The sequence below is a fragment of the Streptomyces filipinensis genome (assembly GCF_014649495.1).
Classification (GTDB): Bacteria; Actinomycetota; Actinomycetes; order Streptomycetales; family Streptomycetaceae; genus Streptomyces; species Streptomyces filipinensis.
On record NZ_BMTD01000017.1, the window covers coordinates 163,399 to 187,100 of the forward strand.

The 23,702-nt window shown below is 70.1% G+C and carries 23 protein-coding genes and 1 pseudogene; 17 read left to right on the forward strand and 7 right to left on the reverse strand.

The features are described from left to right. The first annotated feature begins 21 nt into the window (after nucleotides 1–21). The 7 genes from IE244_RS31465 to IE244_RS31495 all read left to right on the forward strand — a co-directional run bounded on the left by IE244_RS31465 (nucleotide 22) and on the right by IE244_RS31495 (nucleotide 8,478). A complete protein-coding gene (locus IE244_RS31465; RefSeq protein ID WP_191876985.1) occupies nucleotides 22–2,073 on the forward strand; it encodes an APC family permease in 2,052 nt (683 codons plus the stop codon). A gap of 101 nt (nucleotides 2,074–2,174) precedes the next feature. Next, nucleotides 2,175–3,503: a class I SAM-dependent RNA methyltransferase gene (locus IE244_RS31470; protein ID WP_191876986.1), complete on the forward strand. Its 1,329-nt coding sequence runs from the start codon at nucleotides 2,175–2,177 to the stop codon at nucleotides 3,501–3,503. 37 nt (nucleotides 3,504–3,540) lie between these two features. Continuing rightward, nucleotides 3,541–3,690 (forward strand): hypothetical protein, encoded by a 150-nt coding sequence (locus IE244_RS31475; protein WP_191876987.1) that lies wholly within the window; start codon nucleotides 3,541–3,543, stop codon nucleotides 3,688–3,690. A 228-nt stretch (nucleotides 3,691–3,918) separates the two neighbouring features. After that, nucleotides 3,919–4,701, forward strand: a complete 783-nt coding sequence (locus tag IE244_RS31480; RefSeq protein ID WP_191876988.1) for an MEDS domain-containing protein — start codon at nucleotides 3,919–3,921, stop codon at nucleotides 4,699–4,701. Beyond that, entirely contained in the window at nucleotides 4,698–5,651 is a 954-nt protein-coding gene (locus IE244_RS31485) for an anti-sigma factor RsbA family regulatory protein (RefSeq protein WP_191876989.1), read from the forward strand. The genes IE244_RS31480 and IE244_RS31485 overlap by 4 nt, the downstream gene beginning before the upstream one ends. Nucleotides 5,652–5,880: 229 nt before the next feature. Next, a complete protein-coding gene (locus IE244_RS31490; RefSeq protein WP_191876990.1) occupies nucleotides 5,881–6,306 on the forward strand; it encodes an STAS domain-containing protein in 426 nt (141 codons plus the stop codon). 600 nt (nucleotides 6,307–6,906) lie between these two features. Then, on the forward strand, nucleotides 6,907–8,478 hold the full coding sequence (locus IE244_RS31495) for a bifunctional phosphatase PAP2/diacylglycerol kinase family protein (RefSeq protein ID WP_191876991.1): 1,572 nt from the start codon (nucleotides 6,907–6,909) through the stop codon (nucleotides 8,476–8,478). A 329-nt stretch (nucleotides 8,479–8,807) separates the two neighbouring features. Here IE244_RS31495 and dps read toward each other — a convergent pair whose 3' ends face one another. Next, nucleotides 8,808–9,371, reverse strand: coding sequence for a DNA starvation/stationary phase protection protein Dps (gene dps, locus IE244_RS31500; protein WP_191876992.1), 564 nt, complete (start codon nucleotides 9,369–9,371; stop codon nucleotides 8,808–8,810). Between the two features lie 333 nt (nucleotides 9,372–9,704). Between dps and IE244_RS31505 the strand changes: the two genes are divergently transcribed. Next, nucleotides 9,705–10,547 (forward strand): RNA polymerase sigma factor SigF, encoded by an 843-nt coding sequence (locus IE244_RS31505; RefSeq protein ID WP_191876993.1) that lies wholly within the window; start codon nucleotides 9,705–9,707, stop codon nucleotides 10,545–10,547. 434 nt (nucleotides 10,548–10,981) lie between these two features. Further along, complete coding sequence (locus IE244_RS31510; protein ID WP_229854448.1) at nucleotides 10,982–12,190, forward strand: PP2C family protein-serine/threonine phosphatase; 1,209 nt, start codon at nucleotides 10,982–10,984, stop codon at nucleotides 12,188–12,190. A 2-nt stretch (nucleotides 12,191–12,192) separates the two neighbouring features. Here IE244_RS31510 and IE244_RS31515 read toward each other — a convergent pair whose 3' ends face one another. The 3 genes from IE244_RS31515 to IE244_RS31525 all read right to left on the reverse strand — a co-directional run bounded on the left by IE244_RS31515 (nucleotide 12,193) and on the right by IE244_RS31525 (nucleotide 14,146). Then, a complete protein-coding gene (locus IE244_RS31515) occupies nucleotides 12,193–12,696 on the reverse strand; it encodes a MarR family winged helix-turn-helix transcriptional regulator (protein ID WP_229854450.1) in 504 nt (167 codons plus the stop codon). A gap of 97 nt (nucleotides 12,697–12,793) precedes the next feature. Then, a complete protein-coding gene (locus tag IE244_RS31520; RefSeq protein ID WP_191876994.1) occupies nucleotides 12,794–13,681 on the reverse strand; it encodes a YihY/virulence factor BrkB family protein in 888 nt (295 codons plus the stop codon). Between the two features lie 129 nt (nucleotides 13,682–13,810). Beyond that, nucleotides 13,811–14,146, reverse strand: a complete 336-nt coding sequence (locus IE244_RS31525; protein ID WP_229854466.1) for an STAS domain-containing protein — start codon at nucleotides 14,144–14,146, stop codon at nucleotides 13,811–13,813. Between the two features lie 220 nt (nucleotides 14,147–14,366). Here IE244_RS31525 and IE244_RS31530 point away from each other — a divergent pair, with 220 nt between their 5' ends. From IE244_RS31530 to IE244_RS31540, 3 genes are read left to right on the forward strand one after another with little or no spacing between them, the layout of a single operon-like run. Then, a complete protein-coding gene (locus IE244_RS31530) occupies nucleotides 14,367–16,034 on the forward strand; it encodes a PP2C family protein-serine/threonine phosphatase (protein WP_373305797.1) in 1,668 nt (555 codons plus the stop codon). Next, entirely contained in the window at nucleotides 16,031–17,119 is a 1,089-nt protein-coding gene (locus tag IE244_RS31535; RefSeq protein WP_229854452.1) for a cobalamin B12-binding domain-containing protein, read from the forward strand. The genes IE244_RS31530 and IE244_RS31535 overlap by 4 nt, the downstream gene beginning before the upstream one ends. Further along, on the forward strand, nucleotides 17,116–17,514 hold the full coding sequence (locus tag IE244_RS31540; RefSeq protein ID WP_191876997.1) for an STAS domain-containing protein: 399 nt from the start codon (nucleotides 17,116–17,118) through the stop codon (nucleotides 17,512–17,514). Before IE244_RS31535 ends, IE244_RS31540 begins: the two co-directional genes overlap by 4 nt. Nucleotides 17,515–17,909: 395 nt before the next feature. Here the strand turns inward: IE244_RS31540 and IE244_RS31545 are convergent, their stop codons facing one another. Beyond that, entirely contained in the window at nucleotides 17,910–18,257 is a 348-nt protein-coding gene (locus IE244_RS31545) for an STAS domain-containing protein (protein ID WP_229854454.1), read from the reverse strand. 141 nt (nucleotides 18,258–18,398) lie between these two features. Continuing rightward, nucleotides 18,399–18,572 (reverse strand): CsbD family protein, encoded by a 174-nt coding sequence (locus tag IE244_RS31550; protein WP_191876998.1) that lies wholly within the window; start codon nucleotides 18,570–18,572, stop codon nucleotides 18,399–18,401. 138 nt (nucleotides 18,573–18,710) lie between these two features. Here IE244_RS31550 and IE244_RS31555 point away from each other — a divergent pair, with 138 nt between their 5' ends. Continuing rightward, nucleotides 18,711–18,881, forward strand: a complete 171-nt coding sequence (locus IE244_RS31555; RefSeq protein WP_191876999.1) for a hydrophobic protein — start codon at nucleotides 18,711–18,713, stop codon at nucleotides 18,879–18,881. Nucleotides 18,882–19,012: 131 nt separating this feature from the next. Here IE244_RS31555 and IE244_RS31560 read toward each other — a convergent pair whose 3' ends face one another. Beyond that, nucleotides 19,013–19,405 (reverse strand): winged helix-turn-helix domain-containing protein, encoded by a 393-nt coding sequence (locus IE244_RS31560; RefSeq protein WP_191877000.1) that lies wholly within the window; start codon nucleotides 19,403–19,405, stop codon nucleotides 19,013–19,015. 212 nt (nucleotides 19,406–19,617) lie between these two features. Here IE244_RS31560 and IE244_RS42390 point away from each other — a divergent pair. The 4 genes and pseudogenes from IE244_RS42390 to IE244_RS31575 form a co-directional block, all read left to right on the forward strand. Beyond that, a pseudogene (locus tag IE244_RS42390) lies at nucleotides 19,618–19,812 on the forward strand (hypothetical protein); the annotation flags it as partial. A gap of 1,026 nt (nucleotides 19,813–20,838) precedes the next feature. Beyond that, complete coding sequence (locus IE244_RS31565; protein WP_191877001.1) at nucleotides 20,839–21,282, forward strand: hypothetical protein; 444 nt, start codon at nucleotides 20,839–20,841, stop codon at nucleotides 21,280–21,282. Between the two features lie 161 nt (nucleotides 21,283–21,443). Further along, a complete protein-coding gene (locus tag IE244_RS31570) occupies nucleotides 21,444–22,313 on the forward strand; it encodes a HEAT repeat domain-containing protein (RefSeq protein WP_229854456.1) in 870 nt (289 codons plus the stop codon). Next, nucleotides 22,307–23,323, forward strand: coding sequence for a HEAT repeat domain-containing protein (locus tag IE244_RS31575; RefSeq protein WP_191877002.1), 1,017 nt, complete (start codon nucleotides 22,307–22,309; stop codon nucleotides 23,321–23,323). Before IE244_RS31570 ends, IE244_RS31575 begins: the two co-directional genes overlap by 7 nt. The last annotated feature ends 379 nt before the right edge of the window (nucleotides 23,324–23,702 follow it).

A 23,702-nucleotide genomic window follows, 5' to 3' on the forward strand; every position in this document is an offset into this window, starting at 1 on the left:
GAAGGCCTACCATCCTCTGTCGTGTCCAAACTGACCGACGTGCCCAAACGGATTCTGATCGGGCGCGCACTGCGCAGTGACCGGCTGGGCGAAACGCTCCTGCCGAAGCGCATCGCACTCCCCGTCTTCGCCTCCGACCCGCTGTCCTCTGTCGCCTACGCGCCGGGGGAGGTCCTGCTGGTCCTGTCCATCGCGGGTGTGTCGGCGTACCACTTCAGCCCGTGGATCGCCGTCGCGGTCGTCGTGCTGATGTTCACGGTCGTCGCCTCCTACCGCCAGAACGTGCACGCCTACCCGAGCGGCGGCGGTGACTACGAGGTGGCCACCACCAACCTCGGTCCCAGGGCCGGCCTCACCGTCGCCAGCGCGCTGCTCGTCGACTACGTCCTGACCGTCGCCGTCTCCATCGCCTCCGGCATCGAGAACCTCGGCTCCGCGATCCCCTTCGTGGTCGAGCACAAGGTGCTGTGCGCGGTCGCCGTGATCGTCCTGCTGACTCTGATGAACCTGCGCGGCGTGAAGGAGTCCGGCAAGCTCTTCGCGATCCCGACGTACGTGTTCGTCGGCGGCGTCTTCATCATGATCGCGTGGGGCGCGTTCCGCGGCCTGGTCCTCGGCGACACCATGCACGCGCCGACGGCCGACTACCACATCAAGGCCGAGCACCAGGGTCTCGCGGGCTTCGCGCTCGTCTTCCTCCTGCTGCGCGCCTTCTCCTCCGGCTGTGCCGCGCTCACCGGTGTGGAGGCGATCTCCAACGGCGTCCCGGCCTTCCGCAAGCCCAAGTCGAAGAACGCGGCGACCACGCTCGCGATGATGGGCCTGCTGGCCGTCACCATGTTCTGCGGCATCATCGCCCTCGCCATGTCGACCAAGGTCCGCATGGCCGAGAACCCGGCCACCGACCTGCTCCACAACGGCCACCCGCTCGGCTCCGGCTACGTCCAGAACCCGGTGATCTCCCAGGTCGCCGAGGCGGTGTTCGGCAAGGGCAGCTTCCTGTTCATCGTCCTGGCGGCCGCCACCGCGCTGGTCCTCTTCCTGGCGGCGAACACGGCGTACAACGGCTTCCCGCTGCTCGGCTCGATCCTCGCCCAGGACCGCTACCTGCCGCGCCAGCTGCACACCCGCGGCGACCGCCTCGCCTTCTCCAACGGCATCGTGCTGCTCGCGGGCGCCGCGATGCTGCTGACCGTCATCTACGGCGCCGACTCCACGCGGCTGATCCAGCTCTACATCGTCGGCGTGTTCGTGTCCTTCACGCTGAGCCAGACCGGCATGGTCCGGCACTGGAACCGCCACCTGGCGGTCGAGCAGGACCAGGCCAAGCGCCGCCACATGGTGCGCTCCCGCGCGATCAACGCGTTCGGCGCCTTCTTCACCGGCCTGGTGCTCGTCGTCGTCCTGGTCACCAAGTTCACGCACGGGGCCTGGGTCGCCCTGCTGGGCATGTGCATCTTCTACGCGACGATGACCGCGATCCGGAAGCACTACGACCGTGTCTCCGAGGAGATCGCCGCCCCCGAGGAGCCGGACGACGATCTGGTCCGCCCGTCCCGCGTCCACTCGGTCGTGCTCATCTCGAAGATCCACCGCCCCACCCTGCGCGCCCTGGCCTACGCCAAGCTGATGCGCTCGGACACGCTGGAGGCGCTGACGGTCAACGTGGACCCGGCCGAGACCAAGGCGCTGCGCGAGGAGTGGGAGCAGCGCGGCATCGACGTACCGCTGAAGGTCCTGGACTCGCCGTACCGCGAGATCACCCGGCCGATCATCGAGTACGTCAAGGGTCTGCGCAAGGAGTCCCCGCGCGACGCGGTCTCCGTGATCATCCCCGAGTACGTGGTCGGCCACTGGTACGAGCACCTGCTGCACAACCAGAGCGCCCTGCGCCTGAAGGGCCGCCTGCTCTTCACACCCGGCGTGATGGTCACCTCCGTGCCCTACCAGCTGGCGTCCTCCGAGGCGGCCAAGGTGCGCGCCCGCAGGCGTCAGGAGTGGAGCGCACCGGGTGCCGTACGACGGGGTCCGGCGGCGGAGCGGCCCAAGGAGCCCTCGGCGGCCAAGGACTGATTCCCGGCGCACGGCCTGTGGTGAACGGCCGGACGACAGCCACGTAGACTGGTGGGCTGTTGTCCGGCCGTTTCCCGTTTCCGATCTGGAGTCACCCCGCCATGCAGGCAGAACCGAAGAAGTCGCTGGTCGGGGAGGAGTACGAGGTCGAGATCGGCCCCGTCGCCCATGGCGGCCACTGCATCGCCCGCACGGCCGAGGGCCAGGTGCTGTTCGTGCGGCACACGCTGCCGGGCGAGCGGGTGGTGGCGCGGGTGACCGAGGGCGAGGAGGGAGCCCGCTTCCTGCGCGCGGACGCCGTACGGATCCTGGACGCCTCCAAGGACCGTGTCGAGGCCCCCTGCCCCTTCGCCGGCCCCGGCCGCTGCGGCGGCTGCGACTGGCAGCACGCCAAGCCCGGCGCCCAGCGCCGTCTCAAGGGCGAGGTGATCGCCGAACAGCTCAAGCGGCTCGCGGGCCTCACGCCCGAGGAGGCCGGCTGGGACGGCACGGTGATGCCGGCCGAGGGTGACAAGCTGCCCGCGGGCCAGGTCCCGCAGTGGCGCACGCGCGTCCAGTACGCCGTGGACGCCGAGGGCCACGCCGGCCTGCGCCGCCACCGCTCGCACGAGGTCGAACGCATCGACCACTGCATGATCGCGGCGGAGGGCGTCAGCGAGCTGGGCATCGAGCGGCGGGACTGGACCGGCATGGAGTCGGTCGAGGCGATCGCCGCGACCGGCTCGCAGGACCGCCAGGTGATCCTGACCCCGCGCCCCGGCGGCCGCCTCCCGCTGGTGGAACTGGACAAGCCGGTCTCCGTCCTCCGCGTCGACGAGAAGTCCGGCGGAATCCACCGGGTCCACGGACGCCCCTTCGTCCGTGAACGCGCGGACGGCCGTACCCACCGCGTCGCGGGCGGCGGCTTCTGGCAGGTCCACCCGAAGGCGGCCGACACGCTCGTGACGGCCGTCATGCAGGGCCTGCTGCCCCGCAAGGGCGAAACGGCCCTGGACCTCTACTGCGGCGTCGGCCTGTTCGCCGGCGCCCTGGCCGACCGCCTCGGCGACAAGGGCGCGGTCCTCGGCATCGAGTCCGGCAAGCGGGCGGTGGAGGACGCGCGGCACAACCTCGCCGGCTTCCCGCGGGTCCGCATCGAACAGGGCAAGGTCGAGTCGGTCCTGCCGCGCACGGGCATCACGGAGGTCGACCTGATCGTCCTGGACCCGCCCCGCGCCGGCGCCGGCCGCACGACGGTCGTCCACCTCGCCTCCCTGGCCGCCCGCCGCATCGCCTACGTCGCCTGCGACCCCGCCGCGCTGGCCCGCGACCTGGCGTACTTCCGCGAGGGCGGGTACCGGGTGCGGACGCTGCGGGCGTTCGATCTGTTTCCGATGACGCATCACGTGGAGTGCGTGGCGATCCTTGAGCCTGCGGAGAAGGGTCGCTGACCTGGGGTGTTCCAGGGGCGTTCAGGCGCGGCCGGGTGTGCTCGACCTGTTTCTCGAAATGCATGACGTGCAGCGCGTCGTATGCCTGACGAACGACGCCGACCTGGCGTTTCATGACGTCGTGCCGGGCCGAGGTGTGAACATTCACCGCTTCGGCGCGGACGGCGGCAGGTCGTCTCGACGCTGAGATGACGCTGCTTCTGATGGGCCGCCCAGGGAACCGTCGGCCTCGCGGCCCGGGTCGCGGGCCACGCTGGGCCCAGGTGATCCACGAGAACGGTGGCCCTGAGCATGGCCATGAGCCTGGCGACCTCCGGCGTGGACGCCGCGGATGTCGCCCCGAGAGGCCCCCTCCGAGGCTGGGCGCGTGTCGGCACCCTGTCAGTAGAGTGAGACGCGTGAGGATGGAGGAGCAGTGAGAGCGCCGCGCACTCTGGCCACTCTGGACGAGGTCGACACCGGTGATCACGTCTGCCAGGTGTTGGACCGGACCGACCACGTCATCGACCGCAGCCGGTCCTTCGTCGCGGACGGGGCCCTGTACGGGGACAAGGTGGTGATCGTCGGGCCGCCTCTCGAAGCGGGGAGTGAGTTCGCGCAGCTCGTGCTCGACCCGGCTCGGCTGGACGGCTCTCTGCTGGCCGCGGTGCGTCGGGAGGCGGCCAACGCCGACCGCGAGGGGTTCCGCTCGCTCCGGGTGCTGCACCACGTCGGGCCCGACTGCCGTCCGGAGCGGACGAAGGAGCTGTTGCGCAGTGAACTCGATCTGGAGGAGTTCGCCGCCGACACCGGAGCCCTGGTGGTCTGCGCCTACAGCGGTGCGGACCAGGATCCCTCCCTCCTGGAGCAGATCAGGTGCGTGCACCCCCACAGTCTGGGCAGCCGTCCGACGGCACCGGCGTTCCAGGTGTACCGCACGGGGAAGGAAGGCTGGACGGTGAACGGGATCGTCGACAGCGAGGGCGCGGTGGCCTTCGGCTCCATCCTGTGCGCCCTCCTCGCCCAGAAGGCCACGGTGCGCCTGCTCTGCCATGCTCTTCAGTTCTTCGACGCCGCCGGGATGAGCGCCCTGGCCGATGCGGCCAGGCACCTTCCGGACCGCAAGGTCGTCCTGGAAGGCACCAACGACACCGTCCGGCTCACCTGGCAGCTGTCCGGCTTCGCGGTCCCCGAGATTCCGGTGGTGATGGCGCCGTGACCTCCTCTGCTCCCAGCTCGAACGCGCCGGGCGCCGGATACCGGCACGAGCTGTACCCGTACTCCGGCAGGGACGCGTTCGTCGAGGGTGCCCTCAGTTTCATCCACGACGCCCTCGCAGGTGGCGAGGCCGTCGTCGTGGCCGTCCCCCAGGACAAGGCGTCCCTGCTGCGCGCCGAGATCCGCGACGAGGATGCCGTCCGCTACGTCGACACCGCAGGGGTCGCGCACCACCCCGGCCGGCTCATCGGAGCCTGGCAGGAATGGCTTGAGGAGTACGCCTCGCAAGGACGGCCCGTCCGCGGGATCGGCGAATCACCCTGGGACGAGGTCCGCAGCCCGGCCGAAGCCGAGGAGCTGCGCTACCACGAATGGCTCCTCAACAAAGCCTTCGCCCGGGGCCCGGCCTGGTGGCTGCTGTGCCCCTACGACATCGCTCACGACAAGGCGTCACTGGCGGAAATGGCCCGGTGCCACCCCGAGCTGCGCCAGGACGGCCGCACGATGCCGTGTGCGGACTACGACCCGCAGGCACCGTACCGCTTCACACCGCTCACCGACCCGTGCGACCCGTACGAGGAATTCGCCTACAGCAGGGGTGACCTGCCCGCCCTGCGCGAGAAGATCGCCGCGTGCGCCGAACGGCACGGCCTGACCGGCCGACGCCTGAGAGAACTGCACCTGGCCGCCACGGAGGTGGCCACCAACAGCATTCGTCACGGCGGCGGACACGGTGTGCTGCGCACCTGGAGCGAGGAGCGCCGACTCGTGTGCGAGTTCCGCGACGCGGGCTACATCGAGGACCCCCTGGTCGGACGGAGAAGGCCGGACGCCAGGCAGGTCGGTGGTCGCGGCCTGTGGCTGGTTCACCAGCTCTGCGACCTCGTGGAGATCCGCTCCGTACCGGATGAGGGGACCAGGGTCAGGCTCCACACCGAGCTGCCGGAGTAGACCCGCACCGATCTCGTCCGGCCCGGACGGTGTCCTGAAGCCAGGCACCGTCCAGCAGGGACGGCGGATGCGTTGTGTTCGGCAGACCGCTACCCTCGGCGGGCATCACACCCGCATATGCATCGGTCTGTCCCAAGACAACGGGGGCAGACGGTGGAACAGAGGCAAGGTCCGCAGCACACTTGTGACCCGGCCCGACGAGAACGATCTGGAGGGAAGTCCCTTCTTCATGCTCACTGTCCAGATGCAGCACGAGGACGCGACGATCGCACAGCTCCCGGAGACGGTCGACTACGACAACGCGCCCCTTGTCGGTGCCCAGTGCGAGGACTTGGTCGACCGTGGCTGCACCACCCTGGTGCTGGACGCATCCCAGGTGCAGTACATGGACTCCTCCGGCGTCAGCATGCTCATCACGCTGTCGCGCACCCTGGACCACCGTGCCGGCACCCTGCGCGTGGCTGCTCTCAGCGCCCACTACGAGCAGGTGTGGCGCATGCTCGGGCTCCAGGAAGTCTTTCCCGTCTTCCCTTCGGTGAACGCCGCCCTCCAGGCTGCTGCCGCAGGCGACATCCCCGGGGCACCCGAGGAAAGCGCAAGGGTGAGTCCGTGGTCGGCGTCAGCAGGGTCTCGTCCAGGCCGACGACCCGGCTGATGTCAAAGCCCTTCAGGTCAGCGCGGAATCGCGGACTCGACCAAGGAGTCGGCGTACACGGTGCCGGTGAGCAGCTCGGGACACCGCCCCCGTGCTGCTGGTGGCGGTGTCGTGCGACTTCGTACGTCGGTGACGGGGGCGCAGCAGGCCGGCCTGCAGGTCCGGGCGAGGGCGGCGCGCTGGGCGTACTGACGTGCGTTGCGGGCCGCGGTGGCGGCGCGGCGGGCGAACTGCGCCTGTGGTGCACCGCGGACACGGCCGTCGCCGAGGTGAGGGACCGCGGGCGGTTCACGGATCCGCGCACAGGCCGACGCCGACCCGATCCGTTGTCTCCTGGCGGCGGACGGGGAGCAGGGGAGCCCGGACGTATCCGCCGCGCGCCCCTGTGACGTGACTGCCCTTCAGGCGTCGCCGGCGTGTCGGGCGGCCGGGTCTCCCTGGTGAAAACCGGTCCCGACGCGGCGCCCGGAGGGAAGCGTGGCTGCGTGTCGGACACCAGGACACCGGGTCGGCCCGGTGCGATGTTCGCGTTGTCGGCCCGCCCTGCGCCTCAGGAGGCACGGGAGGATGCGCGAGGTCTCGTGGGGTACGAGAACTGCCATGAACAAGCGAGAAGTGGGCGGGGTACGTCAGCTGCTGTCCGCGGCCGACCACGCCCTTTTCCATGCCGTCTCGGCCCGCCGGTGGCCCGCGGCCGAGCCCGTCCTGCCGCGGCTGAGCCGGGTCGCCGACCACGGAGTGCTGTGGGGCGGGCTGGCCGCTGGTCTCTGGGTGTTCGGCGGCGCGCGGGGCCGCCGGGCGGCCATGCGGGGCATCGCGTCCCTGACTGTGGCCTCCGCCCTGGTCAACACCGTGACCAAGCGGTCCGTGGGCCGGGCGCGGCCCCTGCTGGACGGCGTGCCGGCTGCCCGGCGCCCGCACCGGCCGCCGTTCACCACCTCCTTCCCCTCCGGTCACACCGCGTCCGCCGCCGCGTTCGTCACCGGCGTCGCTCTGGAGTCGCCGCAAGCGGGAGCCGCAATGGCGCCGCTCGCCGTGTCCGTGGCCTTCTCCCGGGTGTACACCGGTGCCCACTTCCCCGGCGACGTGCTGGCCGGCGCGGTGCTCGGGGTCGGCGCCGCCTACGCGGTGCGCGGAATGGTGCCGTCCCGCTCCCAGCTGCCGCCGCCGGCCCGGGCCCGCACGGACGTGAGGCCGCTGCCGCGAGGGAAGGGGCTTGTGGTGGTCGTCAACCCGGGCTCCGGCGCCCAGCCCCAACTCGTCGACCCGGTACGCCAGTTGCGCGCGGCGCTGCCCGAGGCGGAGATCCGGCTGCACGGGGAGCAGGGGCCACAGCTGCCCGAGTTGCTCGCCGAGGCCGCGCGCCGGGCCGCCGCACTGGGCGGAGCGCTGGGCGTGTGCGGTGGTGACGGCACCGTGAACGCCGCGGTGGCGCCGGCACTGGCCGCGGACGTCCCCCTGCTGGTGCTGCCCGGCGGCACCTTCAACCATTTCGCCGCCGACCTCGGCGTCGACACCATCGCCGACGCCTGCCAGGCGGTGACCGAGGGCAGCGCCGTCAGGGTCGACGTGGGGCGCGTGCGGCCGTCGGAGGAGGGGGGCGCGGCAGAGCCCCGCTACTTCCTCAACACTTTCAGCCTCGGTGTCTACCCGGAGCTGGTGCGGCTGCGTGAGCGGTGGTCGCCGCGGATCGGAGGGCCGCCGGCGACCCTGCTCGCCGTCCTGCACGCGCTGCGTCGCTCGCGGCCGTTGCGTGCCGAGGTGAACGGGCGGGAGCGGCCGCTGTGGCTGCTGTTCGCCGGCAACGGCTCGTACCGCAGTGTCGGTATCGCGCCGGTGCGCCGACACGATCTGGCGGACGGCCTGCTCGATCTGCGGGTGGCCCGCGCAGGCCGGTTCGCCCGTACCAGGCTGCTCGCCGCGGCGTGCGCGGGTCGGCTCACCCGCACGCCGTTCTACGCGGCGGCACGTGCCGAACGCCTGGAGGTGTCGTTGCTGCCGGAGGGCGCCCGTATGGCCTGTGACGGGGAGATCGTCCCGGCGCCGCGCGCCTTCGTGCTGGACAAGCTGCCGGAGGCGCTGACCGTCTACCGGCCCGACACCGAGCCCGCTGCGGACGAGTCCCTGTCGGCGCCGGCCGTACCGACCCGCCGCGTGCAGGGGACGCACTGACCACGCACTGACCGCATGACGTCACGACGCGAGGGCGGGGGGGGCGACCCCCTCCGGGCTCACGCGTCGGCCCGGTCTCCCGCCGGCCCGGCCCCTTCTCCGCTCATGGCTTCCTCGTCATGGTCCAGGGAACGCCGGTTGAAGTCGGCCGAGCCGAGAGGGTCCGCAGGCCCAGACCATCGTCCGGGGCTGACCGGAAGGGGGCGAGGCGGCTGCCCGGTGCCGGCAACCACCTCGCTTTCAGCCTCAAGTCACCTACGCGGGCTACCGGCATCCCGGAGGAAAGGCATGCCAAGTCGCCGCCTCCCGGCCTGCCGACGTGGGGCCGCTCAGCCGAGTTCGGCCCCCTTGGCCGCGGCCTCCTCCTCGGTCCGGGCCTGCCCGGTGGCGAGGGCGCCGCCCGCGCTCTCCAGGTGCGCCCGCACGAACCACTGGAACTGTTCCAGGTCGCGCAGTTGCTCGATGAGCAGGTCCTCGGTGGCGGTGTCGATGTCGCCCGCTTCCTTGATCGCGGCGCGGACGGCTTCGATCACTCCGGTGTAGACGAGGTCGAGGGCGCCGAGGTGGGCGATCGCGTCGGCGCGGCCGATGGAGTAGTCGTCCCAGGTGCGCTCGGCGACCAGGGCTCCCGGCGTGCCCTGCGCGACGCCGCCGAGCGCGGCGATGCGTTCCGCCACGTCGTCGGCCATGTCCCGGACCCGGTCCACCTGCGGGTCGATCATCTCGTGCACGGCGATGAAGTGCGGCCCGACCACGTTCCAGTGCACGTGCTTGAGCGTCAGGTGCAGATCGTTCAGGGCGTGCAGGCGCAGCCGGAGCAGACCGATCAGCCGGCCGGCCGCCTCACGCTCGATGCCGGGCACCGTGTACTTCGGGGTCAGATCCTGCGCCATTGGTTCACCTCGGTTCTCGGCGGGGTTCACGGGGGCTTGCCCCACCACGGCTTCCCTGGGTCGCCCAGATCAGACCTGGGAGAGGAAGACGCCGACCACGTTCCGCGGGCACTGTGCCCGCCGGGGCTCGCGCCGGAGTGCCGAGAGCCCCGCCCAGAGCCAAGCGGTGTCCGCGGCGGCGTGAGCAGGAGCGGTGGTCATGCACACGATGGAGGCCGCGTGCACCCTGCCCGCGCGGGCCAGTGAGGAATGCCGGTCCCCGGCCGGGGTATGCGGGGGCTGCCGGACGATGGCCCGGCGAACCGAGGCTGACTGATGTGGGAGGGGCGCGTGATGGCGACGACGACCGAGGGGACCGTTGGCCAGGCGGTGGGCGTTCCCGAGATCGCGGACCCGTCCAAGGTCGCGCCGAAGGACGCGCGGGAGTTGTCGAAGGTGTTCTTCGATCAGTTGGCGGTGCTGGAGGAGGGTACGCCGGAGTACCAGTACGCGCGTAACACGCTGATCGAGATGAACATGTCCTTGGTGCGGTATGCGGCCGGCCGGTTCCGCAGCCGTGGGCCGGAGGAGATGGAGGACATCGTCCAGGTGGGAATGATCGGTCTGATCAAGGCGATCGACCGGTTCGAGTTGTCCCGTGAGGTCGAGTTCACCTCGTTCGCCGTGCCTTACATCGTCGGTGAGATCAAGCGGTTCTTCCGTGACACCTCCTGGGCCGTGCATGTGCCGCGTCGGCTCCAGGAGGCCCGTGTGCAGCTTGCCCGGGCCAATGAGGAGCTACGCAGCCGGCTGGGTCGGACACCGACGACCAGGGAGCTGTCCGAGCTGATGAGCCTGCCGGAGGACGAGGTGGTCGAGGCCCAGTTGGCGTCCAACGGCTACAAGTCGGCGTCCCTGGACGCGGCGATCAACAGCAGCGAGGACGGTGAGGCGGCGCTCGCGGACTTCATCGGCAACGAGGACGCCGCTTTGGAACTGGTCGAGGACTTCCACGCGCTCGCTCCGATGATCGCCGAACTCGATGAACGCGACCGCAGGATCATTCACTGGCGCTTCGTGGAGGAACTCACCCAGGCGCAGATCGGCGAACGTCTCGGCGTCTCCCAGATGCACGTCTCCCGCCTGATCACACGTCTGCTGACCCGCCTGCGCGAAGGCATACTCAGCACCCGATGACGTGCCGGGCCGGACGGTGGCGCCCTTGGCCTCACGGGAGACGGGAAGGTCCCGAACGCCCGGTCCCGCAGCGGCGGAAGGCGGTGCGGGGCACGGCGCACGACGTTTCGATCCGGTCGACGCGGGGCGCCGCGACGAGTCGGAGCGGGAGCGGCGGCCACGGATTCAGGCCGGCTGAGCGGACGGACTCACGCGCCGTCACCGCGCGGGACGGTCACCGGGGGACACGTGCTCGGCGCCCACGGCGCAAGTGTGTCCCGGCGTAGACGACAGCGCGCGGTGTGACCGTCTCGGCCCTCGAGTACGCCTGCGCGGCCGACACAACCGTGTCGAGACTCCTTGCTCGCGGGTGCACGCGGGCTGCGCCCACCACCGCGGCCGGAGGTGCCACAGGCGATAGCGTGGGGGCCGCACGGAGAGACGATGGAGACACCGTGAACGTATCCGAACCGATCTCGTCCGCAGAGGGACGGCTGCGCGCGGCCTCGCCGCACGCGCTGGTGGCCGCCGCCGGCCGTCTGCTGGCGGAGCGCTTCGGGGCCCGCGAGGTGACGCTCCTGCTCGCCGACTACGGTCTGACGGTCCTGCAGCCCGTCACGCACCTGCCGCACACCGGCGATCCGGTCTCCGCCCACGACGGTCCCGCCGGTACCGCTTTCACCACCCAGAAGCCAGTGGTGGAAGTGACTGCGGAGGCGGATACGCAGCTGGTTCACCTGCCCGTATCCGTCCGAGGTGACCGCCTCGGTGTGCTCTGCGTCCGCGTGTCCGGCACCTCCGCCGACCCCGGCACGGTGCTCCGGCTCGGCGACATCGCCACCGCACTGGGACACGAGGTCGTGACGGCGGGCCGGGACACCGACCTGTACCTCATGGCCCGCCGGACCCGCCGTCTCACCCTCGCCGCCGAGATGCAGTGGCAGCTTCTCCCGGGCCGTGGGTGCGCCCGCGACGAATACGTCATCGGCGCGCATCTGGAGCCCGCCTACGCCATCGGCGGCGACAACTTCGACTGGTCCACCGACGCCGACCACCTCACTCTCACCGTCACCGACGGCATGGGTCAGGGCATCGACGCCGCCCTGCTCACCAGCCTCGCCGTCGGTGCACTGCGCAACGCGCGTCGCGCCGGCATCGGCCTCGCGGACCAGGCGAGCCTCGCCGACCAGGCCATCTACTCGCAGTACGGCGGCAGGACGTACGCCTCCACCCTTCTGCTGCGCTTCGATCTCACCACAGGCAGGGGCTGGGCCGTGGACGCCGGATCCCCGCAGCTGTACCGCCAGCGCGGTGCCACGATCGAGCTCGTCGAGCTGGAGGCGCAGATGCCGCTCGGCATGTTCGAGGAGACCCGGTACGAGGAGCAGACGTTCCAGGTCGAGCCGGGGGACCGCCTGGTCGTCATCAGCACCGGAGTGCACGGGACCCGGTCGGCGAGCGGAGAAGTGTTCGGGGAAGGGGTCCTGCGCCAGGTCCTGGGCGCCACCCGTCAGATCTCGCCGCACGAGGCGGCACGGTCGGTCGTCGCCGGACTGGTCGAACACGTCGGCGGCGAGGGGCTGGCATCCGACGCCGCTGTCGTTTGTCTGGACTGGATCGGGCGCGACGCCGCCTCGACCGGTCAGGTGCGGCCGAGCCGCTAGATCTACCGCGCCTCCGATGGCGGCGTCGACTCTCCGTCCGCAGCGGAGAGGAAGGCGTTCATGCCCAGGACCAGTGCCGATCGCTCCTCGGGCGCCATGGCTGCCAGTACTCCGGTCAGGGTCGTGGCGCGTCGACGGGCCACATCCGCCAGCACACGGCGTCCCTGACCGGTGAGCCGCAGCTGTACCTCACGGCGGTTGTGCGGGTGCAGTGTGCGCTCCAGCATGCCCGCCGCCTCCAGTCGGTCACACAGACGGCTGGAGGTGGGAAGCCCGATGTCCAGTCGTTCCGCCAGGCCCGTCAGGTTCACCTCCGGTGCCGCCTCCAGCACCCGAAGCGCCCGCAGTTGGTGGGGGGACAACCGTACGACCGCCTCCTGGGCGGCCATGGACCACAGGTTCGCAAGGCGCTCCACGGCCGCGGCGATCTCGTGCGCGTCGGCGCTCGGATCGCCCTCCGAGCCCTCAACACGATCGTCGGTGCCGCCGGGAAGAGTCACGAACACATCACTCTCAGTCCTGTACGGGTGCTGCGGGCACACCCGTAATCCATCGCTGTACCCGTGTGGCCGGTATGCAAGCGGAGCGGTTCACGGTCCCCGGCTACAAGTGGTCCGCTGTTTGAACCGGTCCCTCGGCTCCTCTCCCGCGAGCAGGCTTCGCCAGTTCCGCGTTGAACTGAGCGCCGACCAGAAGGGCCAGGTTGGACAGCCACAGCCAGATCAAGAAGACAACGACTCCGGCCAGTGAACCGTACAGACGATGATACGTACCGACATGCGAGGTGTAGACGGCAAATCCGAGCGAGACGGTCAGCAGGAGGACCACCGCCAACGTGCCGCCCGGCGCCATCCTCCTGACAGGGCGGGACGGTGCGGGGCCCGAGCGATACAGCACCAGCACCAGCACCACGGTGACCGCGGCCACGACGGGCCACCTCAGAGCGTCCCAGGCGGCCTGCGGCCCGGCGCCCAGATGCAGCGCCCGGCTCAGACGCCGGGCCAGGGCGCCGGTGAGAGACAACGCGAGGGTGGACGTGAGGAGCAGGCCGATCAGAACGAGTGCCGTGGCGACGATACGCGGAGCGGTGCGCCAGACCGGCCGGTTCGCACTGACCCGGTGCATGGCGTGCAGCGCCCGGCGGAAGACGCTCAGATAGCTGGATCCCGACCACAGTGCTCCTGACCCGCCGAGGAAGATCAGCGTCCAAGCCGCCGACGACTGTCCGGCCATCTGCCGCAGGGCACCGCGCAGCAGAGCACGGGAGGCCACGGGAGCGGCCTGCGACATGCGGTCGATGACCTCCGGCTTGGCCGTGGGAATGGTCAGACCCACGATCGAGAGGATCACCAGCAGAACCGGAAACAGCGCCAGCACCGCGTAGTACGTCAGGGCGGCGGCCCAGTCCGTGACGTCGTCGTTCCAGACGGCCAGAGGTGTCCGGCGCAGTGCCGCCCACCAGCGAGCCGTGCGATCGTCCGCGTTGTCCATGGGGCGGATGCTCTCACCTCTGCTGCTCGACCCGGGGTGTGAGCCCCGGAACCCACTGCCCGCGGTGTCGTGTGGGATGTATGAGGCGACCGTGCCCGGCGAGGCCCGGCACCGGTGGGCCGGAAGCTTTCAGGAACCCTGCTTGTCGTCGGCGGCCGTGCCAGGAGTGATGGTGATGGCGGTGTGCAGTCCCAGCCGGGTCAGCAGGGAGTACAGGTGTTCGTTGACGCCCGACAGTGTCAGCGAGCCGCTGACTGCATCCAGGCGCTGGTACCAGGTGACGATCGCGCTGATGCCGGTGGAGTCCAGGTAGACGGTCCGGGAGCAGTCCAAGGTCAGGTGCCGGCAGCCTTCGTCGATCAGGCGGTCGCCCACCGCCCGCAGGCCGGGCGTGCTGTCCAGATCCACGTCTTCCGGCAGCTCCACGACGACTCGGTCCCCGGCCCGCTCGGTGACCCGCAGCATCGCCGTCACCTCCGGATTCCTTGGGCAGAAGGTCGGCCGTCGAACGTGTCAGCGACATTTCGCCGGTCCGGGTTACCAGACTACTGGTGTCAACGCCGGGCGAGCGGCGCCGCCGACTGGACCGCTTGCAAGCTCGGGCGCGATACGGGACTGTTGCCATAAGACATCTATTTCCCAGGGCAGGAAGGTGGTGAGGTACGCGCCGTGCGTGCCTCCGTTTGTGACTGCTTCCCCCGGTATCTCCGCCCGTCCGCCCGACGCCGGCCACCTGGTCGGTGCGACGTGGACTGAGGCCCCCTATCCCGTTCTGATCGTCGACAGGTACGGCGGCCTCGTCGAGATCAATGAGGCCGCCCGGGCACTTCTCCCCGGAGCGGCGAGCGGCGACCGGCTGCACGAGCAGGTTCCGTCCTGGCTCGCCGATGCTCACCAGCGCGTCAGCGGCGGACAGCGCGGCAGCTCCGCCGGCCCACTGAGCGGACCGATCAAAGGGCGCCACTACGAAGCGCATCCAACCGCTGCCGGTGACGGAGACGTGGTGTGGTGGCTGGTCGACGACACCGACCGCCGTCTTGCCGAGACCGCGCTGAGCGACGCGCGGACGCGGACGGAGATCCTGTCGGACGTCTCCAGCACGTTGCTGTCCACCCTGAACGTGTCCCGCTGCATGGAGGTGGCCGCGTCCCTTGCCGCGGAACACCTCGCCGACGCCGCCGTCCTCGTCGCTCCGCGGCAGGGGCGGCGCCGTCCGTTGGCCTACGCCAACCGGGGCGGCCCGGTCAGCCAGGTCACGCGGCAGGTCGATGTCGCCGGTGTGCCGGGGCTGGCCGAGGCGCTCCAGGGCTTCCCGCCCGTACCGGCCCGTTGGATAGACCCCGTCGGCCTGCCCGACTGGGTCGTCCCGGACGGTTTCGCCGGACCCGTGGGATCCGTGATCGTCGCCCCGCTCCCTGGCCACGGAGTGTCCGCCGGAGCCCTGGTGCTCCTGCGCTCCAGCGCCGAGCAGTGCTTCACCGACGGGGAGGAGGTCTTCGCGCGCCTCTTCGCCGCTCGCGCCGGCACAGCCCTGTCCGCCGCCCGCCTCTACGGCGAACAGGCCAACGTGACCGCCACCCTGATGCGCGAACTGCTGCCCCCTCGGCTGAGCAGCGTGCACGGGGTGGACTACGCCGGCGGCTACCGTGCCGCGAAGGACCACGAGCGGGTCGGCGGGGACTTCTACGACGTCCACCCGGGCTCCGACCCGTCCCAGGACACCCTTGTCGTCCTGGGAGACGTCGCGGGCAAGGGACTGGACGCTGCGGTGCTCACCGGCAAGATCCGGAACACGCTGCACGCGCTGCTGCCGCTGACCGACGACCACCAGCGGGTGCTCAACCTGCTCAACGGCGCCCTGCTCACCTCCCACCACACCCGCTTCGCCACCCTGGTGCTCGCCTCCGTCCGCCGCCGCGGCACCCGAGCCCGGGTCCGGCTGACCAGCGCCGGACATCTGCCCCCGCTGATCGTCCGCGCCGACGGCAAGGTGGAAGAGTCAGCCACGCGCGGCACCCTGGTAGGTGCCCTGCCGACCGTCACGGCCAACACGGTGGAGACGACGCTGGCGCCGGGAGAGACATGCCTGCTCTACACCGACGGCATCACCGAGGCCCGCGGCGGCCCGCTGGGCGACGAACTCTTCGGTGAGCACCGCTTGCAGCGGGCGCTGTCGGAATGCGCGGGCCTGCCGGCCGAAGCGGTCGTGGAGCGGGTGCGGATGCTGGCCTCCCAGTGGATCGGCGGAGGCCGGCACGACGACATGGCTGCTGTCGCCGTCAGCGTCCCCAGGACCGGTCCCTTGACAGTCCTCAACGGAACGGGCGCGCGAAGCAGCAGGAGGAACACGTGAGCCCCTCGGACGCGACGGCCGAGCTGTCGGACCGGCTGTGGCAGGCAGTCGCCGACGGCGACGAACACAGAGCCGCCGGCCTCGTCCACCAGGCAGCGGCCGACGGCATGGAGGAGGAGAGGCTGCTGCTGGATGTGATCGCGCCCGTCCAGGAGAAGGTCGGCCTCGAATGGGCCGCCGACCGCATCACCGTGGCTCAGGAGCACGCCGCCACCGCCATCAACGAGCGGATCGTCGCTTCGCTCGCCCACCGTCGGCCGACGCGTGAACCCCGCACCCCCCGCCAAGGCCGGGTGACGGTCAGCTGCATCGACGGTGAATGGCACGCCTTCCCCGCTCGGCTCGTCAGCGAGGTCCTCGTCCTGCGCGGCTGGCAGGTCGACTACCTCGGCGCCCAGACGCCGACGCCGCATCTGGTGGCGCACCTGCACCACACCGACCCCGATGCCATCCTGCTGTCCGGCTCGATATCCACCCACCTGCCCGCCGCCCACGCCGCCATCACCGCCTGTCAGGCCCTAGGCGTCCCCGTCCTCGCCGGCGGCCGCGCCTTCGGCCGGGACGGCCGTCACGCCCGGGCGCTGGGCGCCGACCGGTGGGCGGCCGACGCCCGCGGGGCGGCAGCCGTGCTCCAAGCGGGCCTTGAGCGGCCCGGTCCGGCCACGATCCGTCAGGTGGCGGACGATCTGCCGCACTTGGCCGACCAGGAATACACGATGGTCGTCCTGTCCCGCCCGCAGCTCGTCAAGCAGACCCTGAGCGACCTGGAAAGCCGCTTCCCGGCAATGCGCGCATACACCGACGCGCAGCGCGAGCGCACCGCGGAGGACATCGCCCACATCATCGACTTCCTGGCCACCGCCCTCTACGTCGACGACCCCGACGTCTTCACCGAGTTTCTCACCTGGACAGCCGACATCCTCGAGGCCAGGCACGTCCCCGCCCACTCCGTGGTGACCGGCCTCGAGGCCCTGGCCGACCAGCTGCGCGAGTTCCCCCGCACCGTCGACCTGCTCCAGGCGGGCGGAGCCGTTCTGTGCGACCGCCCCACCCGCCCTGTCCCCGACCCCGACATCCACGCATGACCGATCTGCCTCTTCCCGAATTCACCGTCACCGTCCTCCACGAGGACACCACCCTGGCCGTGTGCGTGGGCGGCGAGCTCGACCACGACACGAGCGCCGGCCTGGTCGACACGGTCGTCCAGCACCTCACAGCCGAGCCCGTCCGGCTCAGCGACGTACGTCTGGACTTCCGCGACCTGACCTGGATCGATTCCACGGGCCTGTCCGCCCTGCTGATGATCCACCGCCGGACCACCGCCGTCGGCGCGACTCTGCACCTGGACCGTCGGCCGGACTTCCTGGACCGCAGGCTCCGTCTCACCAACGTGCTGGACCACCTCACCGCGCAGGCGAGCCGCGCGGACCCGCACGGGCACCGGGAGAACGACGGTTGCACCGGCGCGGGCGCCACTTGACCAGCACGGTCATGGTCGACGAGCGTCATCGCCGTCCTCGTACCAGACGCGGAGGCGGGCCGGGAGCGGTCAGTCCCCTGATCGGTGCAGGGGGAGGTGGGCGACGACCTGCTTGCCGGTTCCGGGATCGACGGTGTGCAGCCGGTCGCAGAGCCGTGTGATCAAGCGGAGGCCGTGTCCGCCGACGCGCCGGGCATCTGCGATCCGGCCCTCGGTGCAGTCCCAGACCGCACAGTACCGCCACGGCGCCGGGGGCACCGGGCTGTCCGAAGACTCCTCGCCGAGCGGGGTGACCATAACCGTCTTCCCGTGGTTGTGCCTTACCTCTTCACTACTTCCCGTGATCGGCGCGTCGGATCGCCTGCCCGTCGGCGTCTCCTTCATGAACGATGCCCTCAGCTGGTGAGGGAGGGGCCCGTGTCGGCGATCGTGAAGTGGTCGATTGTCCCGCTGAGGGTCAACAGTCGGCTGACCGCCGGGGGGAGGGGGCCGAGGAGGATGAGTTGCCGGCCGCCGGACACGTGTCGGCGCCTGGCGTCCAGGAGAGCGTTCAGGAGCATGCTGTCGGCGAAGGTGACCTGGGACAGGTCGATCGCCGTGGTGGGCAGTGCGGCCTGATCGGCCGCATCCCAGGCCGCTTCGAACTCCTCTGTGTCATCGTGGTCCGTCTCACCGCGCACCGTGATCACGAAGACCTCTTCAAGGCGGGTGAGGTACACCTTCTGCTCGGGGGCCGCGTGCATGACGACATCTTCACACCGTCGGGCGAGAACCCACCAGCCCGGGTCGGGCGAGTGACGTGGTGGTGACCGTTTCCGCGGAGACACCTCGAAGGGTCTTCCCGGGGCGCGCGCGGGAAGACCCTTCGGAGAAAAGAGATGCAGTCAGTGCTTGAAGGCGTCCTTGGCCTTCTCCTTGGCCTCACGGGCATCCCCCGTGCTCTTCTCAGCCTGTCCTTCGGCGGCCATGCGGTCATTCCCGATGGCGCTTCCCGCGACCTCCTTGACCTTGCCCTCGGTCTGCTCGGTCTTCGCCTTGGCCTTCTCGCCGGCAGTCATGGAATCCGCCTCCTCGTCACTGTGGTGCCGTTCTTGCGGTAGCCCACTCGTGCCCCGGCTCTCCCTGCACAAACAAGCCGCAGCTGTCGAGTGAAGTAACAGTCACGGGGCATACGGCGGCTCAGGAGGTCGATAACCATGGTTCCCTTGCTGCTCGTTCTGCTTCTCGCACTCGTCCTTTTCGGTGCCGGTTTCGCCGTCAAGATCCTCTGGTGGGTGGCTCTCGCCGTCCTGGTGCTGTGGCTGCTCGGCTTCGTTGTGCGCTCCACGAGTGCCGGCGGCGGCCGTGGGCGCTGGTACCGGTGGTGAGCTGACCCGCACTCACCCTTCCTGGGGCCTGGCCGATACCGGCCAGGCCCTACCGCATGTGCCGTGCGGCGATGGCGACCCTGGACGTGGGAAGCGCCTTTCACCAGTCGGTCGGTCTTGCTCATCAGCGGTCACCGGGTTGCGCCCGACGCCTCAGGAGGATCAGAGGCGCGGGACGTGGGCGCCGCCTTGTTCGGCAGGGCGCGGGCGCCCGGATCCCCCTGACCGGATACGAGGGCACGGTGAGCCGCCCAGCCCGCCTCGGTGAGCGCCCAAGGATCACCGCGCCTCTCGTAAGGCTTGAGAAGCCCTGCCTTGACCATCCGGTCCCGCTGCCAAGCGGTCCGGTTCTCCCACTTGACTTCCCCGTTGGATGGTTGCGGCAGGTGGTCCGTCTCGGTGAGCTGGGAACCGTATCGCTCCTCGATCCTCCGAAGCACGGCCTGCTTGGAACCCGCACCGCCCATCTCACCAAGGGTGGTGAGAAGCCAACGGCCGAGTACCTCGTGGGGTGTCAGCAGCATGCAGGCGATCGTAGGATGTCGCTCTGACCCGTGTGGCGCCCTTTGTTGAGAAAGTGGCTTGGAGCCAGACCCAGTTGGAGCGCTGCACTCGGCTGGGAAGAGGCACCCCGTCTTGCCTGAACGCGAGGCTTGGGTGTTAACCCGTTGGGTGGCCCGGGGACGGCCCGGGAAGCAGAGTCCCCGCCGCCACCGCGCCGGGTTATCGTACGGCTGTGGCCAGCGCAGCGGAGCGCCCCATCCTCTTCCTCGACGTCGACGGGCCGCTCATCCCGTTCGGGGCGTCGTACCGCTCCTCGACGTCCGTCGATCAGGGGAACCCACTACTTGATCGACTGGATCCCGGCATCGGATCGCGCCTCCTGGCCCTGGACTGCCCTCTCGTGTGGGCCACGACGTGGATGGGGGAGCCGGCTCAGGGCTCGTGGACGCCGATTTCTCGGCGCTCGGCGCCTGGCTCGCTGTGAGGGCGCCGGCTACCGGTTGATCGGGGGCTCCGGAGAGGAGACGGGTTGAGAAAACCGCCCCTTCGTCCCGTAATTGAAAACCTGAACCATCGAATAGGAATTGCTTTCCGGAATCAATCAGTCCACTCTCAATTCTCCCTCAATTTAATTGAGGGGGTGTCGTGCAGTGGTTATGTTTTTCCTCGTTCGGTCAGTCGCGGAGTCGAACCGACCCGGTGGACGGAATGGCTAGCCCGCCGGTAATCGTGGCATGTGAAAGGGTGACTCTATGGCGCAGGTGGTTCGAAAACTAGCCTTAGGGGTCACCCTTTCGCTCTCATGTGTGGCATGCACTTCGGGGGGCGGAAGCGGATTTGCCCATGAATCGCCGTCTGGTCAATTTGCGCAGCTGAGTCGACTCAAGTCGATCGACTCGAGTGAAGAGCAGCTGATCACTGCGGACGAATTCCCGCGTAAATCCCAGAAGCCTAAGGTGATTGGCGAGGTTCGGGAGGGTTCCTATCGTCTGATCGCGTACATCCAGGGGGAATTCTGTGGCCTTCGGGTAGCTGAGGCGGAGAATTCTGAACGATCGTTGATCCACGTCACTTCAGCGTGGCCTAGAAGTGATTCGGAAGAGAGTACGCCCTACCCGGCCGGTCCCTACAGTTTCGCCTCGGCAGCAGGTTCAGACGGATCTAGGATGTGGGCTTCGCTGGGCTGCAGTAAGTTGGCGATGGTGATCAATTACTCGTCTCAGGATCATGGGCCTGCTTCTGATCAGCGGGGTGATGTTTCGATCAAAAAGCACCGCGAGGATCCGGCAACGCTGGATGTGGTCATTGGTTCGAGGGAAGCTCGCGCAAGAATCCTGCCTCAGGTCTAGAACGGGCCGTTGCCGTCCAAGGCGTCCAGGAGCACGGCTCGCGCGTGTCAGTGGCCGCTGTTAGCGTCCGGCCGTTCTGGCAGAGCTGGATGAGGAGGGACCGTATGGGCGCGTCGGGGTGGGACTATGCCGTGCCGTATCAGGAGGATCTTGTCGGGGCGTTCGAGGGGCTGAGGCGGAAGGTCTTCGAGGAGCGGGAGTACTACTGGGGACCGGGTGCCGACTGGAGGCCGGAGGAGGAGCGGCTGCCATGGCCGGAGACCATGGACGAGCTGTGGGAACACGAGCTCGTTCAGCACGAGGGGACGCACTCGATCCTCGACATCTTCCGGATCATCGGGCCGGAGGAGAAGCCGGACTACTGCACGATGAAGCAGGTGACCGACGAGGAGGCTCTGCGTGTCTTGGGCACGCGGAAGCCGACCCGGGCTCACGTGCCCCGTTTCGAGGAATTCGACCACTGGCGCTGGTACGGCCGGTGCGCCGTGCTCCACGACGATCAGGGTGAACCGCAGGAGATCTACTTCTGGGGCTACTCCGGCGATTGATCCGGCCCGGGTGAAGCGCCGTCTCGACAGCCTCTGGAGCGCCGTCGCGGTCGCGCAGCCGGCCGGCGACGACCGCGGACCGGGTGCGGATGTGCCGGGCGACCAACAGGCCTGGTCCGACAACGGGCTTGACCTTGACACGTTGTTAAGGTGTGCGCTGGGTGCAGGAGGTGGTCCCGATCCACACGACAAGCGGAACCCCGCAGCACACCCGCGTGGCCGACGCCCTCGGCGCCAAGGACGCGTCGGTCCGGCTCCAGGCGGCCCTGGCGGTCGGCTCGAACCCCGATCCCGGCTTCCTGGAGACACTCGTCGAGCGGTGCGCGGTCGAGCCGGACTTCTTCGTGCGGGACATGCTGTCGTGGGCGCTGACCCGCCTGCCGCCGGAGATCACCCTGCCCCGGATCCGTCAGGAACTCGACTCCGGGCGCACTCAGGCCCGGAGCCAGGCGCTGCACACGCTCTCCAAGATCGGTGACAGCAGCGCATGGGCCTGGATCACGCGCGACATGCTGCGCGACGCCGACGACGAGGTCGCGCGGACCGCGTGGCGCGTCGCGGTCGCCCTCGTGCCCGAAGCCGTGAAGAGGGACCTGGCGGACGCACTGGTCATGCAGCTCGGCCGCGGCGACCGCGAGGTGCGGCTGAGCCTGAGCCGTGCCCTCGTCGACCTCGGCGACGTGAGCACGCCCGCCCTGGAGCAGGCCGCGGCGCATCCCGATCCGGTGGTGGCCGCGCACGCCCGTGCCACCGAGCTGCTCCGGCAGAACCCGGAGACCGGTTTCGACGCGGCCCTCGACGAGGCGAAGCGAGTCGTCACACTCGGCCCGGAACGAGCCGCTGCCGTCGCGACTGCGCCGGGAGCCACCGAGACCGGGGAGTCCGCGGAGGCCGGGGAGACGTCGCGTGTCGTGGAGGCCGCGGAGGCTACGGAGAGGGCGGGTGTCGTGGAGACCGCCGGGATGACCGAGTCGGCCGGCGCCGTGGCTGCCGCGGAGGTCGCCGAGGCCGTGGAGGCCGCGGGGTGCTGATCGGCGAGGTGGCCCGTCACTCGGGGGTGAGCGCCCGGATGCTCCGGCACTACGACGCCCTCGGGCTGGTACGACCGACCGGTCGCACCGTCGGCGGCTACCGCGAGTACTCCGCCGACGACGTCCGCAGGATCTTCCACGTGGAGAGCCTGCGGTCCCTCGGGCTCTCGCTCAAGCAGATCGGGCGCGCACTGCAGGATCCGGCCTTCACGCCGTCCGCCCTGGTCAGCGACCTCATCCGGTGGACGGAAGACCGCTTGGAGCGGGAACGGGAGCTGCTTGAGCGGCTCCGCGCGATCGATGCGTCGGCGCCCACCGGCTGGCAGGACGTGCTGCGCATCGTCGAGCTCATGCAGGGGCTCGACTCGACCAGCGCCGCGCGCAGGCAGCAGGCCGTGCTGGCCCGGCCGGAGGGCTGGTCGGTTCCCGCCGAGTTGCTGGCCGGGGCGGTCCTGACCGAATCCGACCCCAACGTGGCGGGCGCCCTGCGCTGGGCGCTCGCCCGATCGGGCGGCGACGGGGTGGAGACGCTGGCCGCCGGTGTGCGGTCGGAGGACGTCGACGTCCGGCGGCGGGCGGTGCAGGCGATCGCCGGGATACCCGAGACCCCGGACGCGACCGCGGTGCTCGTGGAGGCGCTCCGGGACCCGGACACGACGGTGCGCAGGCACGCCGCGCCGGCGTTGGGCAGGCGTGGGGTGACCGAGGCCGTGCCGACCCTCGTCGGCATGGTGGTCGAAGGCGCCAACGACGTCGACGCGGCGGAGATCCTGGGGACACTGTCCCAGGACCCCGGGTGTGGCGACCGGATCCTGACCGCACTGGCCGGCGAACTCGCCGCGCCCACCGCGGACTCCGCGACGCGGATACGCCTGACCCAGGCGCTGGTCGAGCTGCCGGGGACCACCGCGCAGGACGTCCTGCGCCGGCTGGCACACGACGAGGACCGCGCTGTCGCACTCGTCGCCTCGGCCTTCCTCGGAGTGCTCCAGGAGCGGTCCCGGGTGTGACGGCTCTGTGGTCAGCGGCCGGGGGCCGGCAGCAGACCCTCCGAGTACGGGGGAGCAGGGGCATCCATGGGCCATCGCCCGTCCGGAACTCCGGGGCCACCACCGGACTCGCGTGCATGAGGCAGGGCCAGGGGCCGGTCTTCCTCCGCGGAAGCGTCGGTTCGGCGAGCGGGTCGGTCCGTCCCCGGCACGCCCCGTCCCGACACGTGCTTGTGGGCCGGTGGAGTGAGGGGCGCGGGTGCGGAGCGGGAGGGGGCGGCTGCTCGGGGAGCCGCCCCCCTGCCGTGAGGCTTACGCCTCCTCGTTCACCCAGCTCATCAGCTTGCGCAGCTGCTTGCCGGTGGTCTCCAGCAGGTGCTCGGAGTCCTGCTGCTTGTAC

Excerpts from the sequence above, each read along its gene's own strand:
- IE244_RS31470 (WP_191876986.1), top strand. The coding sequence starts at position 2,175 with ATGCAGGCAGAACCGAAGAAGTCGCTGGTCGGGGAGGAGTACGAGGTC.
- IE244_RS31490 (WP_191876990.1), top strand. The coding sequence starts at position 5,881 with ATGCTCACTGTCCAGATGCAGCACGAGGACGCGACGATCGCACAGCTC.
- IE244_RS31495 (WP_191876991.1), top strand. The coding sequence starts at position 6,907 with ATGAACAAGCGAGAAGTGGGCGGGGTACGTCAGCTGCTGTCCGCGGCC.
- dps (WP_191876992.1), bottom strand. The coding sequence starts at position 9,371 with ATGGCGCAGGATCTGACCCCGAAGTACACGGTGCCCGGCATCGAGCGT.
- IE244_RS31505 (WP_191876993.1), top strand. The coding sequence starts at position 9,705 with ATGGCGACGACGACCGAGGGGACCGTTGGCCAGGCGGTGGGCGTTCCC.
- IE244_RS31520 (WP_191876994.1), bottom strand. The coding sequence starts at position 13,681 with ATGGACAACGCGGACGATCGCACGGCTCGCTGGTGGGCGGCACTGCGC.
- IE244_RS31525 (WP_229854466.1), bottom strand. The coding sequence starts at position 14,146 with ATGCTGCGGGTCACCGAGCGGGCCGGGGACCGAGTCGTCGTGGAGCTG.
- IE244_RS31540 (WP_191876997.1), top strand. The coding sequence starts at position 17,116 with ATGACCGATCTGCCTCTTCCCGAATTCACCGTCACCGTCCTCCACGAG.
- IE244_RS31545 (WP_229854454.1), bottom strand. The coding sequence starts at position 18,257 with ATGCACGCGGCCCCCGAGCAGAAGGTGTACCTCACCCGCCTTGAAGAG.
- IE244_RS31550 (WP_191876998.1), bottom strand. The coding sequence starts at position 18,572 with ATGACTGCCGGCGAGAAGGCCAAGGCGAAGACCGAGCAGACCGAGGGC.
- IE244_RS31555 (WP_191876999.1), top strand. The coding sequence starts at position 18,711 with ATGGTTCCCTTGCTGCTCGTTCTGCTTCTCGCACTCGTCCTTTTCGGT.
- IE244_RS31560 (WP_191877000.1), bottom strand. The coding sequence starts at position 19,405 with ATGCTGCTGACACCCCACGAGGTACTCGGCCGTTGGCTTCTCACCACC.
- IE244_RS31565 (WP_191877001.1), top strand. The coding sequence starts at position 20,839 with ATGGGCGCGTCGGGGTGGGACTATGCCGTGCCGTATCAGGAGGATCTT.